Annotated in this window: 13 protein-coding genes and 1 riboswitch; of the genes, 7 read left to right on the top strand and 6 right to left on the bottom strand. The window is 60.2% G+C overall.

The annotated features are described in order from the left end of the window. Positions 1 to 130 precede the first annotated feature (130 nt). Positions 131 to 2,128, bottom strand: coding sequence for a transketolase (gene tkt, locus PSUM_RS19005; RefSeq protein ID WP_020800883.1), 1,998 nt, complete (start codon positions 2,126 to 2,128; stop codon positions 131 to 133). Positions 2,129 to 2,400: 272 nt separating this feature from the next. Between tkt and PSUM_RS19000 the strand changes: the two genes are divergently transcribed. The 4 genes from PSUM_RS19000 (at position 2,401) to PSUM_RS18985 (ending at position 6,937) form a co-directional block, all read left to right on the top strand. Then, complete coding sequence (locus tag PSUM_RS19000) at positions 2,401 to 3,396, top strand: ArsR/SmtB family transcription factor (RefSeq protein ID WP_033045623.1); 996 nt, start codon at positions 2,401 to 2,403, stop codon at positions 3,394 to 3,396. Positions 3,397 to 3,414: 18 nt separating this feature from the next. Continuing rightward, positions 3,415 to 4,605, top strand: coding sequence for a methionine adenosyltransferase (gene metK, locus PSUM_RS18995; RefSeq protein ID WP_020800885.1), 1,191 nt, complete (start codon positions 3,415 to 3,417; stop codon positions 4,603 to 4,605). A gap of 158 nt (positions 4,606 to 4,763) precedes the next feature. Further along, on the top strand, positions 4,764 to 6,437 hold the full coding sequence (ligB, locus tag PSUM_RS18990; RefSeq protein ID WP_020800886.1) for an NAD-dependent DNA ligase LigB: 1,674 nt from the start codon (positions 4,764 to 4,766) through the stop codon (positions 6,435 to 6,437). Between the two features lie 104 nt (positions 6,438 to 6,541). Next, entirely contained in the window at positions 6,542 to 6,937 is a 396-nt protein-coding gene (locus PSUM_RS18985; RefSeq protein ID WP_020800887.1) for a DUF1090 domain-containing protein, read from the top strand. Positions 6,938 to 7,053: 116 nt separating this feature from the next. On the opposite strand, the gene PSUM_RS18980 is transcribed toward PSUM_RS18985, so the two are convergent. Continuing rightward, complete coding sequence (locus tag PSUM_RS18980) at positions 7,054 to 7,503, bottom strand: c-type cytochrome (protein WP_020800888.1); 450 nt, start codon at positions 7,501 to 7,503, stop codon at positions 7,054 to 7,056. A 128-nt stretch (positions 7,504 to 7,631) separates the two neighbouring features. Between PSUM_RS18980 and mltA the strand changes: the two genes are divergently transcribed. Then, positions 7,632 to 8,804, top strand: coding sequence for a murein transglycosylase A (gene mltA, locus PSUM_RS18975; protein ID WP_033045626.1), 1,173 nt, complete (start codon positions 7,632 to 7,634; stop codon positions 8,802 to 8,804). A gap of 123 nt (positions 8,805 to 8,927) precedes the next feature. Here the strand turns inward: mltA and PSUM_RS18970 are convergent, their stop codons facing one another. Together PSUM_RS18970 and PSUM_RS18965 are read right to left on the bottom strand one after the other, a co-directional pair. Then, positions 8,928 to 9,311, bottom strand: coding sequence for an MAPEG family protein (locus tag PSUM_RS18970; protein ID WP_020800890.1), 384 nt, complete (start codon positions 9,309 to 9,311; stop codon positions 8,928 to 8,930). A gap of 30 nt (positions 9,312 to 9,341) precedes the next feature. Next, positions 9,342 to 10,175: an EamA family transporter gene (locus tag PSUM_RS18965; protein ID WP_020800891.1), complete on the bottom strand. Its 834-nt coding sequence runs from the start codon at positions 10,173 to 10,175 to the stop codon at positions 9,342 to 9,344. A 282-nt stretch (positions 10,176 to 10,457) separates the two neighbouring features. Here PSUM_RS18965 and PSUM_RS18960 point away from each other — a divergent pair, with 282 nt between their 5' ends. Continuing rightward, the gene (locus PSUM_RS18960) at positions 10,458 to 11,627 is read left to right on the top strand and encodes an MFS transporter (protein WP_020797420.1); all 1,170 of its coding nucleotides are present in this window, start codon (positions 10,458 to 10,460) and stop codon (positions 11,625 to 11,627) included. On the opposite strand, the gene PSUM_RS18955 is transcribed toward PSUM_RS18960, so the two are convergent. Both PSUM_RS18955 and PSUM_RS18950 read right to left on the bottom strand, forming a co-directional pair. Further along, a complete protein-coding gene (locus PSUM_RS18955) occupies positions 11,628 to 12,515 on the bottom strand; it encodes a formate/nitrite transporter family protein (protein WP_020797419.1) in 888 nt (295 codons plus the stop codon). A 72-nt stretch (positions 12,516 to 12,587) separates the two neighbouring features. Further along, positions 12,588 to 12,992: an acyl-CoA thioesterase gene (locus PSUM_RS18950; RefSeq protein WP_020797418.1), complete on the bottom strand. Its 405-nt coding sequence runs from the start codon at positions 12,990 to 12,992 to the stop codon at positions 12,588 to 12,590. A 198-nt stretch (positions 12,993 to 13,190) separates the two neighbouring features. Further along, a riboswitch (S-adenosyl-L-homocysteine riboswitch) is annotated at positions 13,191 to 13,293 on the top strand. 23 nt (positions 13,294 to 13,316) lie between these two features. Here PSUM_RS18950 and ahcY point away from each other — a divergent pair. Further along, a complete protein-coding gene (gene ahcY / locus PSUM_RS18945; protein ID WP_020797417.1) occupies positions 13,317 to 14,726 on the top strand; it encodes an adenosylhomocysteinase in 1,410 nt (469 codons plus the stop codon). Positions 14,727 to 14,747: the final 21 nt, after the last annotated feature.

Below are 14,747 nucleotides of genomic sequence, written 5' to 3'. Positions count from 1 at the left end.
AGCGAGCATGCTCGCGATGGACTTCAGGACAACGCGTTCATCCAGACAGCCAGCGTTATCGTTAACGACCATCGCGAGCATGCTCGCTCCTACAAGGGTTCGCGGCGGTCATTAGACCGCCGCGCTGTGCTTAGTCTTCCAGCAGCTCTTCAGCCTGACCCAGGATGTTTTCCAGGGTGAAGCCGAACTCTTCGAACAAGGCAGGCGCAGGCGCCGACTCGCCGTAGGTGGTCATGCCGATCACGCGACCTTCCAGGCCGACATACTTGTACCAGTAGTCGGCAATGGAAGCTTCGATGGCGATACGGGCGCTGACCTGCAGCGGCAGGACCGATTGCTTGTAGCCAGCGTCCTGGGCGTCGAACACGCTGGTGCAAGGCATGGAAACCACGCGCACCTTGCGGCCCTGCTCGGTCAGCTTGTCGTACGCCTGAACGGCCAGGCCGACTTCCGAACCGGTAGCGATCAGGATCAGCTCAGGCTCGCCTGCGCAGTCCTTCAACACGTAGCCACCGCGGCTGATGTCGGCGACCTGCAGGGCATTGCGGGTCTGGTGCTGCAGGTTCTGACGCGAGAAGATCAGGGCCGAAGGACCGTCTTTACGCTCCAGTGCATACTTCCAGCACACCGCCGATTCAACGGCATCGGCCGGACGCCAGGTGTCGAGGTTTGGCGTGCAGCGCAGGCTGGCCAGTTGCTCGATTGGCTGGTGAGTCGGGCCGTCTTCGCCCAGACCGATGGAGTCGTGGGTGTAGACGTGGATCACGCGCTGCTTCATCAGGGCCGACATGCGCACCGCGTTGCGGGCGTATTCCATGAACATCAGGAAGGTCGCGCCGTAAGGCACCAGGCCGCCGTGCAGGGCAACCCCGTTCATGATCGCGGTCATGCCGAATTCGCGCACGCCGTAGTACATGTAGTTGCCGCTGGCGTCTTCAGCGGTGACACCTTTGCAGCCTTTCCACAGGGTCAGGTTGGAACCGGCCAGGTCAGCCGAACCGCCGAGGAACTCAGGCAGCAGCGGGCCGAACGCGTTCAGGGCGTTCTGGCTGGCTTTACGGCTGGCGATGGTTTCGCCCTTGGCAGCCACTTCGGCGATGTAGGCATCGGCTTTTTCGCTGAAGTCGGCCGGCAGTTCGCCGCTCAGACGACGGATCAGCTCATTGGCTTCGGTCGGGAACGCCGCGGAGTAGGCCGCGAAACGCTGGTCCCACTCGGCTTCGACCGCGCGACCAGCTTCCTTGGCATCCCACTCGGCATAAATGTCGGCCGGGATTTCGAACGGGCCGTGGTTCCACTTCAACGCCGCACGGGTCAGGGCGATTTCCGCGTCACCCAGCGGGGCGCCGTGGCAGTCTTCCTTGCCTTGCTTGTTCGGCGAACCGAAGCCGATGGTGGTCTTGCAGCAGATGAGCGTCGGCTGCGGGCTTTTACGCGCCGTCTCGATCGCGATCTTGATCTCTTCCGGATCATGACCGTCGACATTGCGGATCACTTGCCAGTTGTACGATTCAAAGCGCTTTGGCGTGTCATCGGTGAACCAGCCTTCGACTTCGCCGTCGATGGAGATACCGTTGTCATCGTAGAACGCGATCAGCTTGCCCAGGCCCAGGGTACCGGCAAGGGAGCTGACTTCGTGGGAGATGCCTTCCATCATGCAGCCATCACCCAGGAACACGTAGGTGTGGTGATCGACGATGTTGTGGCCAGGACGGTTGAACTGCGCCGCCATGACTTTTTCAGCCAAGGCAAAGCCCACGGCATTGGCCAGGCCCTGGCCCAGCGGGCCGGTGGTGGTCTCGACGCCCGGCGTGTAGCCGAATTCCGGGTGACCCGGGGTACGGCTGTGCAGTTGGCGGAACTGCTTCAGGTCTTCGATCGACAGATCGTAGCCGGTGAGGTGCAGCAGCGAGTAGATCAACATCGAACCGTGGCCATTGGACAGCACGAAGCGGTCACGGTCGGCGAACGATGGATTGCTCGGGTTGTGCTTGAGGTAGTCGCGCCAAAGCACCTCGGCGATATCCGCCATACCCATGGGGGCACCGGGATGGCCGCTGTTGGCTTTTTGCACGGCATCCATGCTGAGGGCACGAATGGCGTTGGCACGCTCACGACGGCTAGGCATCGCTGTTCTCCTGCGGGTTCTGAATCGAGAGTGATAAAAATGAAACGGAAAAAAGGCGAGCATTTTCCCTCACCCGGACGCCTCGGGGCAATGACAGAAAGTCATCTGAAGGCGTTTTTCCAACGCTTGGCGACGGATTAGGCGGGTGAAACCTTTCCGCTATCGGTTTGTAGAGTTGAGCAGCTCCTGAGAAGTGCCATCTATCGATCAATATCAAAACTTTTTGATATTGATCTTGCGGTGCTTCCGGTGCGTGACTAGACTGCCGGCCTATGAATTTACGCGCGCCCTCCATTCGCCAGGACGATTGTGATGAGCTGGCGGCCTTGTGCAAGGCCGGCGGCGATCCCTTGCGCCTGAATGTCTTGCGCGCTTTGACCAACGATTCGTTCGGCGTACTGGAACTGGCGCAGATCTTCGGCATCGGCCAATCGGGCATGAGCCATCACCTCAAGGTGCTGGCCCAGGCTGATCTGGTAGCGACCCGCCGTGAAGGCAATGCGATTTTCTACCGTCGCGCCCTGCCACACACTGAGTTGCCGGGGGGAAAATTGCACGCGGCATTGCTCGAGGAAGTGGATAACCTGCGTTTGCCGGTCGACGTGCAAATGCGCATCACCCAGGTTCACAAGCAACGCGAGGCGGCCAGCCAGGACTTTTTCTCACGGGTCGCCGAGAAATTTCGCGCCCAGCAAGACTTGATCGCTGGCCTGCCACAGTACCGCGAGAGCGTGGTGGCCCTGCTCGACAAGCTGAGCTTCGGCAGCGCTGCCACGGCGATCGAAGTCGGCCCCGGCGACGGTGCATTCCTGCCGGAACTGTCGCGCCGCTTCACTCAGGTCACGGCACTGGACAATAGCCAGGCCATGCTCGAACTGGCACGCCAGGTGTGCGAACGCGATTCGCTGACTAACGTTAACCTGCAACTGGCCGATGCCCTGAACGGCGTCAGTCTCAAGGCCGATTGCGTTGTACTGAACATGGTATTGCATCACTTTGCCGCGCCGGCCGATGCGCTCAAGCACATGGCCAATTTGCTGCAACCGGGCGGCAGCCTGCTGGTGACAGAATTATGTAGCCACAACCAGAGTTGGGCCAAGGAGGCCTGCGGTGATCTCTGGCTGGGGTTTGAACAGGACGATCTGGCCCGTTGGGCCACCGCTGCGGGGCTCGTCCCCGGAGAAAGCCTCTATGTAGGCTTACGTAATGGTTTCCAGATTCAGGTCCGCCATTTTCAGCGGTCGGCTGGCGACACTCACCATCGGTAATTTCAGGAAAACATCGAGATGAGCGAATACTCCCTTTTCACCTCCGAGTCCGTGTCTGAAGGGCATCCGGACAAAATCGCCGACCAGATTTCTGATGCGGTGCTGGACGCCATCATCGCTGAAGACAAGTTCGCGCGCGTGGCGTGCGAGACCCTGGTGAAAACCGGCGTGGCGATCATCGCTGGCGAAGTCACCACCTCGGCCTGGGTTGACCTGGAGCAGATCGTTCGTGACGTCATCACCAACATCGGCTACACCAGCTCCAACGTCGGCTTCGACGGTGCGACCTGCGGCGTAATGAACATCATCGGCAAGCAGTCCCCTGACATCAACCAGGGCGTCGACCGTGCCAAGCCTGAAGATCAGGGCGCCGGCGACCAGGGCCTGATGTTCGGCTACGCCAGCAACGAAACCGACGTGCTGATGCCTGCACCGATCACGTTCTCGCACCAGCTGGTGAAACGCCAGGCCGAAGCCCGTAAATCCGGCCTGCTGCCTTGGCTGCGTCCGGACGCCAAGTCGCAAGTGACCTGCCGCTACGAAAACGGCAAGGTTGTCGGCATCGACGCGGTTGTCCTGTCGACCCAGCACAACCCGGAAGTGTCGTACGCAGACCTGCGCGAAGGCGTGATGGAGCTGATCGTCAAGCACGTGCTGCCTGCCGAACTGCTGTCCAAGGACACTCAGTTCCACATCAACCCGACCGGCCAGTTCATCATCGGTGGCCCGGTGGGCGATTGTGGCCTGACCGGCCGCAAGATCATTGTCGACAGCTACGGTGGCATGGCCCGCCACGGTGGTGGTGCGTTCTCCGGCAAAGATCCATCCAAGGTTGACCGCTCGGCTGCCTATGCCGGTCGTTACGTGGCCAAGAACATCGTTGCCGCCGGCCTGGCCGAGCGCTGCGAGATTCAGGTGTCCTACGCCATCGGCGTTGCCCAGCCGACTTCGATCTCGCTGAACACCTTCGGCACCGGCAAGATCAGCGACGACAAGATCGTCAAGCTGGTCCGCGAAGTGTTCGACCTGCGTCCTTACGCAATCACCACCATGCTTGACCTGCTGCACCCGATGTACCAGGAAACCGCTGCGTACGGCCACTTCGGTCGCACCCCGGCAACCAAGACGGTTGGTGATGACACCTTCACCACCTTCACCTGGGAAAAGACCGACCGCGCCGAACACCTGCGCACGGCTGCCGGCCTGTAAGACTTCCCGGTGGTACCTGAAGCCCCGCACGGTCCGCCGTGCGGGGCTTTTTTATGGGTGAAAACTTAGTAGGTTGAACACTCCGAAAAACAGCGGCACACCCATCAGCCCGCCGCTGACTAACCTTCAGGCACCTCTATCGAGCAAGGAAGCTCACTATGCTGCCCCGCCTGCTGACCGGCTTACTCCTGACCTGCCTGTGCCTGAACAGTGCTGCTGGCGAATGCCCTGCCTGGCCGCCCGCGCGTGCCGCACAAGAACTCGCCGCGCTGCAAAAACAAATCGACCTCTGGGATGACAGCTATCACCGCGAAGGCCGTTCGCTGATCGCCGACGAACTCTACGATCAGTCCTTCGCGCGCCTGAGCCAATGGCGCCAATGCTTCAGCCCCGGCTCGGCCACCGATCCATTGCGCACCGCGAGCGGTCCGCTGGCCCATCCAGTGCCGCATACCGGCCTGGAAAAACTGCCAGATGCGGGTGCCGTCGAGCATTGGCTGCTGGGTCGAACTCAGGTCTGGGCCCAGCCCAAGGTCGACGGCGTGGCGGTGACCCTGGTCTACCGCAATGGCCTGCTGGTCCAGGCGATCAGTCGCGGCGATGGTGTGCATGGTCAGGACTGGACCGACTCGGCCCGCCAGGTCGGCGCCATTCCTCAACGCCTGTCCGAGCCACGGGACCTGGTGGTACAGGGCGAGCTCTACTGGCGCCTCGCTGACCATGTACAAGCCATCGCCGGCAGCCTGAACGCCCGCGGCACAGTAGCCGGCTTGATGGCCCGCAAGACATTGAGCGTCGAGCAGGCCGAGGGGATCGGCCTGTTTGCCTGGGAATGGCCCCACGGTCCGACGAGCTTGCCGGCCCGTATCGCGGAACTGGAAAAACTCGGTTTTTCCAGTTCCGCACAGTACACCCAGGCCATCAGTTCAATAGCCGAAGTCGAGTACTGGCGTGATCACTGGTATCGCTCGCCCCTGCCGTTTGCCAGCGACGGGATTGTCCTGCGCCAAGAGCAGCGCCCGCCCGCCGAACGCTGGCAGGCAAAAGCGCCATACTGGATCGTTGCCTGGAAGTATCCCTTTGCCCAGGCACTGGCCGAGGTACGAAAAGTTCATTTCAAGATTGGTCGCACGGGACGGATCACCCCCGTGCTGGAGTTGATCCCGGTGACGCTCGATGACCAGCAGATCAAGCGCGTCAGCGTGAGCTCCTTGCAACGCTGGCAAACGCTGGATATCCGAGCGGGCGACCAGGTCGCCATCAGCCTGGCCGGCCTGACCATTCCCAGGCTCGATGGCGTTGTGCTGCGCAATACCGAGCGCCCTGAGATGAACGTACCGCTGGCTGCCGACTTTCACCCATTGAGCTGCTGGCAGCCGACGCCGGGATGCCAAAGCCAGTTTCTCGCACGCCTGACATGGCTCAGCGGCAAACACGGATTGGACCTGCCCCATGTCGGCCCCGGCACATGGGAAAAACTTCTTGAAACAGGTCACCTGAACGGCCTGTTGGATTGGTTGACCCTCGATGCCCAAGAGCTTGCTAACATTGACGGTTTCGGCGAGCGCAGCGCTACTCGGCTGGCCAGCAGTTTCGACAATGCCCGGCAACGCCCACTCGCCCGCTGGCTCAAAGCCCTGGGTATGCCGCCGATCGGCCAGGCACACTTGGGCGACTCATGGCGGGAGCTGGCACAACGAGACATCGAGCAATGGCAGGCCCAACCCGACATCGGACCAGGACGCGCCGCACAATTAAGCGCATTTTTTCGCGATCCGCAGGTCGTGGCGCTGAGTGAAACACTTCGCCGGGCTGCCATAGACGGTTTTTAGCTTTAGCCCCGGTGATGCCCATGCGCCCGGGAACCCTGAAGTCCCGATGGGCTCAAACGTGCCATCGCTGCATCGACACGTATGCCTTTTCACCTGGAGCTTTTATGAAATTTCTTCCACCACTGGTCCTGTTGACCCTTTGCAGCGTTATGGCCACTCCATTGATGGCCGTCGAAGACGCCCCAGGCCTGACCGGCTGCGCCGCCAAGAAACAAGGCATCATCAATCAGATCGAACTGGCCAAATCCCACGGCAATGCCGACCAGCAGGCTGGCCTGGAGAAAGCCTTGAGCGAAGTCAGCGCCAATTGCACTGATGCCTCGCTGAAGAAAGAACGGGAAAACAAGGTGCTCGACGCCAAGCACGAAGTCAGCAAGCGTCAGGCCGACCTTGATAAAGCCATGAAACAAGGCGACCCCGAGAAGATCAACAAGCGCAAGGACAAACTCGCCGAGTCCCGCAAGGAATTGCAGGAAGCGGTGGACGAGCTGGATAAATAAGAACAGGTAAAGATCGGCAATCCCTGGTGCTGCAAAATCCGCCTTCGCGAGCAGGCTCACCCCCACAGTTGACCGCATGCCCCTGCTCGCGAAGACATCAGACCGGGTATCGTTGATCAATGATCCCGAAATTCTTTATGGCACGCACTGCAGGCATCTTCGACCTTCTGTACCGCCGGCCCCAGGTTACTGGCCTTGTAGGGTTGAACCTGACTGGCGATCACCAGCTCGCCCGTGGCCGCTTCAAGACTGCGAGCCATTTGCTCAAAGCGTGCCTGCTTCTCCCAGACATCATTCTTGGCACTGGTGTGGTCTTCTTCACGCACCTGCGGGAAATGTTTCCATGGCTCATGGGACAGCGCATCGAGTTTCACCGCGCCGTCAGCGAACTTCGGGCCATCGAACGCAATACGGCCACGCAACATGCCACCCAGGTCTTCACCGGTCTTGAGCATCTGCTTGAAAATGGCCTTGCGCTGACCGAGGGGCGAGTTGGGATCGACGCCGCCACAAGCGCAAAGCGTCAGGCAGGCCAGCAATACAACAGAAAGTCTTTTAAGAGTCATGGTGGCTTCAGGTCACGGAAAACGGGGGCCAGTATCCTCGCGTCACCGGCAAACACCAATACCCCTATTATCAATACGGGTTGCATGAGTGCACACGACGCTCAGGCAACCGGCAAAGGAAATATTCCATGAACAGCCGTTTCAAGGCCTGGTGTCACCCCCTGGCCTGGACGCTTCCGATTGTGGCCGTGCTCGCTGGCTGCACCGGTGGCGAAGACAAACAACCGAAGACCCACGCCCTGGCCACCTACTCCAGCGCCACTTGGGAAGCGTTGCCAGCAGTCTCCGACAATGACCTCGTTGCCGGTTTCGGCTCCTGGCGCAGCGCCTGCACCCGACTCAAGGCTGACCCGGTCTGGGGCGCCACCTGCGCAGCGGCGACCAACGTGCCGCAGAGTGCCAGCGACATCCGTGGTTTTCTCAAGCAGAACCTGGATGTCTACGGCCTGCGCGCCGCCAACGACAATCCCAACGGTTTGATCACTGGCTACTACGAACCGGTCTACCCCGGCAGCCTGACCCAAACCGCAAAGGCGAACGTCCCGGTGTATGGCGTGCCTGAAGATATGATCATCGTCTCGCTGGACAGCATCTACCCGGAACTCAAGGGCAAACGCCTGCGCGGCCGACTTGAAGGCCGCGTGCTCAAGCCTTACGACGATGCAGCGACCATCGGCAGCAAGGGGGTCAAGGCTCCCGTCGTGGCCTGGTTGACCGATCCGATGAACCTGCAGTTCCTGCAAATCCAGGGATCGGGTCGTATCCAGCTCGACAGCGGTCGTCAGCTGCGAATCGCTTACGCCGACCAGAACGGCCACCCTTATCGACCGATCGGACGCTGGTTGGTGGAGCAAGGCGAGCTGAAGAAAGAAGACGTGACCATGGGTGCAATCAGCAACTGGGCCAAGGCCAACCCAGCGCGTATTCCAGAACTGCTCGGCAGCAACCCAAGCTACGTGTTTTTCACCCAGAACCCGGACAGCAACGAAGGCCCGCGCGGCTCGCTGAACGTGCCGTTGACGGCCGGTTATAGCGCGGCGGTGGATCGCAAAGTGATTCCGCTGGGTAGCCTGTTGTGGTTATCCACCACAAAACCGGATGGCACTGCACTGGTACGCCCGGTGGCAGCCCAGGACACCGGCGGCGCCATTGCCGGCGAGGTTCGTGCGGATCTGTTCTGGGGTACTGGCGAGGCGGCCGGGCAACTGGCTGGCGACATGAAGCAGCAGGGGCAGATCTGGATGCTTTGGCCCAAAGGCGCGGCGCTGCCGCAAGTGCCGCAAATCGCCGACAAGCTTTAAAGTCAAAAGATCGCAGCCTGCGACAGCGCCTACATTGACCTCATCCGCCGCATTATCGCGGATGCTCTCAATGCCTGTAGGAGCTGTCGAGTGAAACGAGGCTGCGATCTTTTGATCTTGCCCTTAAACCGACACGACAAAGAAACTGACGATCAGCCCCATCCCCACAAACCACACCAACGACCGCAAGGTCGCCCAGTCCGCCAGATAGAAAATGATGAAGAGAAGGCGACTGGTGATGAACAACACCGCCAGCACATTGAGGGTCACGAGCTCCGCATTGCCGACCAGGTGCGCCACGAGCACTGCCGCCGCGAACGCCGGGGCCACTTCGAAGCTGTTCAGTTGCGCGGCATGTGCCCTCTTGCCCAAGCCCTCCAGGGAATCAAGAAATCCCCGGGGATCGTGATTGTGTCTCAAACCGTATCCACCGCTGATCTTGGCAACCGCCGTACACACATACGGCAGGATGATCGCAATTAAAATGCACCACAGAGCAACATTCATGAAGCAGTCCCTTTCTCACGTTTAGACCCGTCAAAATTTCATTACCAGCATGCCAACCAGAACCAGCCCGCAGGCCAGTAGCCTTGGCCCGCCGAAAGGTTCTTTCAGGTAACGCATGCCGAACAGCACCACCAGGATCACGCTGATCTCGCGCAAGGCCGCCGCTTCGGCAATGGAGCCCAGCTGCATGGCCCACAGCACCAGAGCGTAGCTGAACAACACGCAGAATCCGACCGCCAGGCCCAATCGCCATTGCTCACGCCAGAACAGCTTGAACGCCGGCCGCTTGCTCACCCAGGCCAGCAACGGAAACGGCCAGGCACTGAGCAATGTCACCCAGACCAGGTAATCCAGTGGATGCGACCAGCGCCGCAAGGCCTGGCCATCGATGAAGGTGTAGCAACCGATGCACAAGCCGATCAGCGCGACCACAGGCAGCATCGACCACGGCAAGCGAGCGCCGCCTCCCCCCTGCCAGAGCAGGCACAGCATGCCAAGCGGGATCAACAGAATTCCGAAGATCTGCTGGTGGGTCAGCACTTCCCCGGCAAAAACCAGGGTCAGCGCGAGCACCACCAGCGGCGACAACCCCCGCATCAGCGGATAGACCAGCCCGAGGTCGCCGACCCGATAAGCCTGGATCAGCAAATAACGGTAGAGCAACTCGAAGGCTGCCGAGGCGAGAATCCACGGCCAGATGTCCAATGGCGGCAGCGCCACGAACGGCAACATAAGCGCGACGAAGAGCATTGCCACGCTGTCCATGCAGGCCACTACCAGCAAACGCTCGGCGCTGAACTTGATCAGGGTATTCCACGCCGCATGCAACAGCGCCGCCACCAACACTAACGCCGTCGCAAGCACGGCCTACTCCTTTTTTGTTGACCGCCCCCCCCTTGTAGGAGCCGGCTTGCTGGCGATGGCGTTCCTGTGATTGCCATCGCCAGCAAGCCGGCTCCTACAAGGGCTGGGGAGAGAATTGATTCGCCATATGTCAGCAGCTGTTTATACTGCAACCGACCACGCCGCACTCAGTTGCGCACAGACTAATTCCAATAACAATGCCCTTGCCCGCTCTCATCGAGATCGGTCCTGGCATGCGTATGCCTGATCACAGCGTCAAGACTACCGACAGAGACCTTGCGCATGCCACTCGCCTTGCTTGCCCTTGCTGTTGCCGCGTTCGGCATCGGCACCACTGAATTCGTCATTATGGGCTTGCTGCCCGATGTTGCCCGCGACCTCGCGGTCAGCATTCCCCACGCCGGATTGCTGATTACCGGCTACGCCCTGGGCGTGGTGTTCGGCGCACCAATCCTCGCGGTCGGCACCGCCAACATGCCGCGCAAAGCGACACTGCTGGGCATGACGCTGATGTTCATCCTGGGCAACATGCTTTGCGCACTGGCGCCGAACTACGCCACGCTGATGGCCGCGCGCGTGGTGACTGCGCTGTGCCACGGCGCGTTCTTCGGCATCGGCTCGGTGGTTGCCGCCGGCCTGGTGGCGCCGAACAAACGCGCCCAGGCGATTGCCATGATGTTCACCGGCCTGACCCTGGCCAACGTGCTTGGAGTGCCGCTGGGCACCGCGCTGGGGCAGTACGCCGGCTGGCGCTCGACGTTCTGGGCGGTGTCGGTGATCGGCGTGATCGCGGCGATTGCGCAATGGGTCTGGCTGCCTAAGAACATCGTGATGGAAAAAGCCAATCTGGCAAGCGAGTTCAAAGTGCTGGGCAAGACCAACGTGCTGCTGGCATTGGGCATGAGCGTATTGGCCTCGACCAGCCTGTTCAGCGTATTCACCTACATCGCACCTATCCTGCAGGACATCACCGGTGTCAGCCCCCATGGCGTGACCATCATGCTGTTGTTGTTCGGCGTAGGCTTGACGGCGGGCAGCATGCTCGGCGGGCGATTGGCCGACAGCCGCCTGTTGCCTTCACTGGTCGGCATGGCGCTGGCCGTGGTGGTGGTCTTGGCCGCGTTCAGCCAGACCAGCCATTCGGTAATTCCCGCGGCAATCACCCTGGTGTTGTGGGGCCTTTTCGCCTTTGCCCTATGCCCGATCCTGCAACTGCTGATCATCGATCAAGCCCATGAAGCGCCCAACCTGGGCTCGACGCTGAACCAGAGTGCATTCAACCTCGGTAACGCAGCAGGTGCCTGGATCGGTGGGCTGGTAGTCGCCAGCGGTGCAGATCTTGCGGACCTGCCGTGGACCGGCGCCATGGTCAGTGGCTTGACGGTGTTGGCCGCGCTGTATTTCATCTACCTGCAACGGCGCAGTGCCGCTGCGGTAAATGTGCCGGGTTGATTATTTTTTTTGCGCTTGCGGATCAGGTTTTGCAGCCTGCTCCGCCGCGCTTTTGGGTGGCCCGCTCTCGCTGCGAATCTGCGCATGGCTGATCAATGCAAAGATGAAGCTACCACCAACAATGTTCCCCACCAGCGTGGGACCTGCGAACACCAGCCAGAAATCTTTCCATGGCAGCTCGCCAGCGAACACCAGATAACCGACCTCCAGCGAACCGACCACGATGTGCGTGAAATCCCCCAGCGCCATGAGATAGGTGATGAGGATGATGATCCACATCTTGGCGCTCTCCATCGACGGGATCATCCAGACCATGGTGGCGATCATCCAGCCCGAAACGATGCCCTTGGCGAACATCTGACTGGCATCGTTTTCCATGACCTTGCGGCCGATATCGAGGAAGGCCTCGTCGGTCTTGCTGTCGAAAATCGGCAGCTCAAGCATGACGTAAGCCACCAGCAAGGTGCCGCAGAGGTTGCCCACCAGCACCACCCCCCACAATCGCAGCAATCGGCCGAAATTGCCGAGCGTGGGCTTGCTCATGATCGGCAGCACGGCGGTCAGGGTGTTTTCGGTGAAGAGTTGCTGGCGGGCAAGAATCACCGCGAGGAAACCGGCGCAGTAGCCGAAACTGGCTATCACCTTGAAACCTTCGCCGTCCGGCAGTCGGGAGTTGAGCAAGCCCATGCCCATCAACGACAGGCCCATGGTCAGGCCGGCAGCCAACGCCGACCACCACAGCGCAGCAACGCTGCGCTCCAGTTCCTGATCGCCCTGGGTGCGGATAATTTCGTGCAGCACCGCCGCGCGTGGCGGTTGGTTCTTTTCGACTTCGTGCTGCTCTTTTTCCGAAAGGTCGGGGGTCTTGCCGTCTTTTTTAGTGTCCATGGAACTCCTGAACCGCTGGCGTGCGATGTAGTTACGACCCGCGCGGTTCAGATTCCGTTCGTCATCCACAAATTATTCGACGGCGCCTTCATCCTTGAACTGGTCCTTGACGTACTTGATCTCGGTCCGCCCGTGTGGCGCAGGCAATCCGTCTTCGCCCAAATTGACGAAAACAATCTTCTCCACCGTCAGGATGCTCTTGCGGGTGATCTTGTTACGCACTTCGCACGTGAGGGTGATCGAGGTGCGACCAAATTCAGTGGCGGTGATACCCAGCTCGATGATGTCGCCCTGGCGCGAGGCGCTGACGAAGTTGATCTCGGAAATGTATTTGGTGACCACGCGTTGATTGCCCAGCTGGACGATGGCATAGATCGCCGCTTCTTCGTCGAGCCAACGCAGCAGGCTGCCGCCAAACAGTGTCCCATTGGGGTTGAGGTCTTCGGGCTTGACCCATTTGCGGGTGTGGAAATTCATATGCACTCCTGAGCGCCTTGCCGAATGATGGACGGTATATTGGCAGACCCCGGGCCAGAGCTCTATTCGGGATCTTCTATAGCCAGTATTACCGTTCGCACATTGACCGACAGAAACCCTTTGGAAGATCAGCATAGCCCGCTATAATCGCCCCCGTTTCAAAACGGTAATCTTCACTTGCTACCGTTTTCCCGCCACCTGTCCGAGGGGCGCTGCAGCAGGCTAGACCTGTCAGGCTCGGATGGGGCGTTGCTTGGCCATCAACGGCCAGACACTAAACGCACAACGGCGCCCATTCGCATACATTACGAATGGAGACTCTTCATGAGCGCTGTTATCACGCCTGCAGATTTTAACGATTACAAAGTCGCCGACATGTCCCTGGCTGCCTGGGGCCGTCGCGAAACCATCATCGCCGAATCGGAAATGCCAGCCCTGATGGGTCTGCGCCGCAAGTACTCCGAAGAGCAACCGCTCAAGGGTGCGAAGATCCTCGGCTGCATCCACATGACCATTCAGACCGCCGTGCTGATCGAAACCCTGGTTGCCCTGGGTGCCGAAGTACGCTGGTCGTCCTGCAACATTTTCTCGACTCAAGACCAGGCTGCTGCGTCCATCGCCGCTGCCGGCATTCCGGTTTTCGCCTGGAAAGGTGAAACCGAGCAAGAGTACGAGTGGTGCCTGGAGCAAACCATCCTCAAGGATGGCCAGCCATGGGACGCCAACATGATCCTCGACGACGGCGGCGACCTGACCGAACTGCTGCACAAGAAGTACCCACAGGTACTGGATCGCGTTCACGGCGTGACCGAAGAGACCACCACCGGCGTGCACCGCCTGCTGGACATGCTGGCCAAGGGCGAGCTGAAAATCCCGGCCATCAACGTCAATGACTCGGTGACCAAGAGCAAGAACGACAACAAGTACGGCTGCCGTCACAGCCTGAACGATGCGATCAAGCGCGGTACCGACCACCTGCTGTCCGGCAAGCAAGCGCTGGTCATCGGCTACGGTGACGTGGGCAAGGGCTCGGCCCAGTCCCTGCGTCAGGAAGGCATGATCGTCAAGGTTTCCGAAGTCGACCCGATCTGCGCCATGCAAGCCTGCATGGACGGTTTCGAACTGGTTTCGCCGTTCATCGACGGTATCAACACCGGCACCGAAGAAAGCATCGACAAAGCGCTGCTGGGCAAGATCGACCTGATCGTGACCACCACCGGTAACGTCAATGTTTGCGATGCGAACATGCTCAAGGCCCTGAAGAAGCGCGCTGTTGTCTGCAACATCGGCCACTTCGACAACGAAATCGACACCGCTTTCATGCGCAAGAACTGGGCATGGGAAGAAGTGAAGCCGCAGGTTCACAAGATCCACCGTACCGGCGCTGGCAGCTTCGATCCGCAGAACGACGACTACCTGATCCTGCTGGCTGAAGGCCGCCTGGTTAACCTGGGCAACGCCACTGGCCACCCGAGCCGCATCATGGACGGTTCGTTCGCCAACCAGGTACTGGCGCAGATCTTCCTGTTCGGCCAGAAATACGCCGACCTGTCGCCAGCCCAGAAAGCCGAGCGCCTGACCGTTGAAGTACTGCCGAAGAAACTCGACGAAGAAGTGGCCCTGGAAATGGTCCGCGGTTTCGGCGGCGTCGTGACTCAACTGACCAAGACCCAGGCCGACTACATCGGCGTGACGGTCGAAGGTCCGTTCAAGCCGCACGCTTACCGCTACTGATCGGTTCTGCAGCCTGCTCTC

The organism is Pseudomonas umsongensis, from assembly GCF_002236105.1.
Taxonomy (GTDB): Bacteria; Pseudomonadota; Gammaproteobacteria; order Pseudomonadales; family Pseudomonadaceae; genus Aquipseudomonas; species Aquipseudomonas umsongensis.
Note: the sequence above shows the minus strand (reverse complement) of the source record. Positions and strands in the feature narration are given on the sequence as shown.

Bases quoted from the DNA above. Each gene is read 5' to 3' on its own strand.
- metK (WP_020800885.1), top strand. From the start codon at position 3,415: ATGAGCGAATACTCCCTTTTCACCTCCGAGTCCGTGTCTGAAGGGCAT.
- PSUM_RS18970 (WP_020800890.1), bottom strand. From the start codon at position 9,311: ATGAATGTTGCTCTGTGGTGCATTTTAATTGCGATCATCCTGCCGTAT.
- PSUM_RS18960 (WP_020797420.1), top strand. From the start codon at position 10,458: ATGCCACTCGCCTTGCTTGCCCTTGCTGTTGCCGCGTTCGGCATCGGC.
- mltA (WP_033045626.1), top strand. From the start codon at position 7,632: ATGAACAGCCGTTTCAAGGCCTGGTGTCACCCCCTGGCCTGGACGCTT.
- ligB (WP_020800886.1), top strand. From the start codon at position 4,764: ATGCTGCCCCGCCTGCTGACCGGCTTACTCCTGACCTGCCTGTGCCTG.
- PSUM_RS18985 (WP_020800887.1), top strand. From the start codon at position 6,542: ATGAAATTTCTTCCACCACTGGTCCTGTTGACCCTTTGCAGCGTTATG.
- PSUM_RS18955 (WP_020797419.1), bottom strand. From the start codon at position 12,515: ATGGACACTAAAAAAGACGGCAAGACCCCCGACCTTTCGGAAAAAGAG.
- ahcY (WP_020797417.1), top strand. From the start codon at position 13,317: ATGAGCGCTGTTATCACGCCTGCAGATTTTAACGATTACAAAGTCGCC.
- tkt (WP_020800883.1), bottom strand. From the start codon at position 2,128: ATGCCTAGCCGTCGTGAGCGTGCCAACGCCATTCGTGCCCTCAGCATG.
- PSUM_RS18950 (WP_020797418.1), bottom strand. From the start codon at position 12,992: ATGAATTTCCACACCCGCAAATGGGTCAAGCCCGAAGACCTCAACCCC.
- PSUM_RS18980 (WP_020800888.1), bottom strand. From the start codon at position 7,503: ATGACTCTTAAAAGACTTTCTGTTGTATTGCTGGCCTGCCTGACGCTT.
- PSUM_RS19000 (WP_033045623.1), top strand. From the start codon at position 2,401: ATGAATTTACGCGCGCCCTCCATTCGCCAGGACGATTGTGATGAGCTG.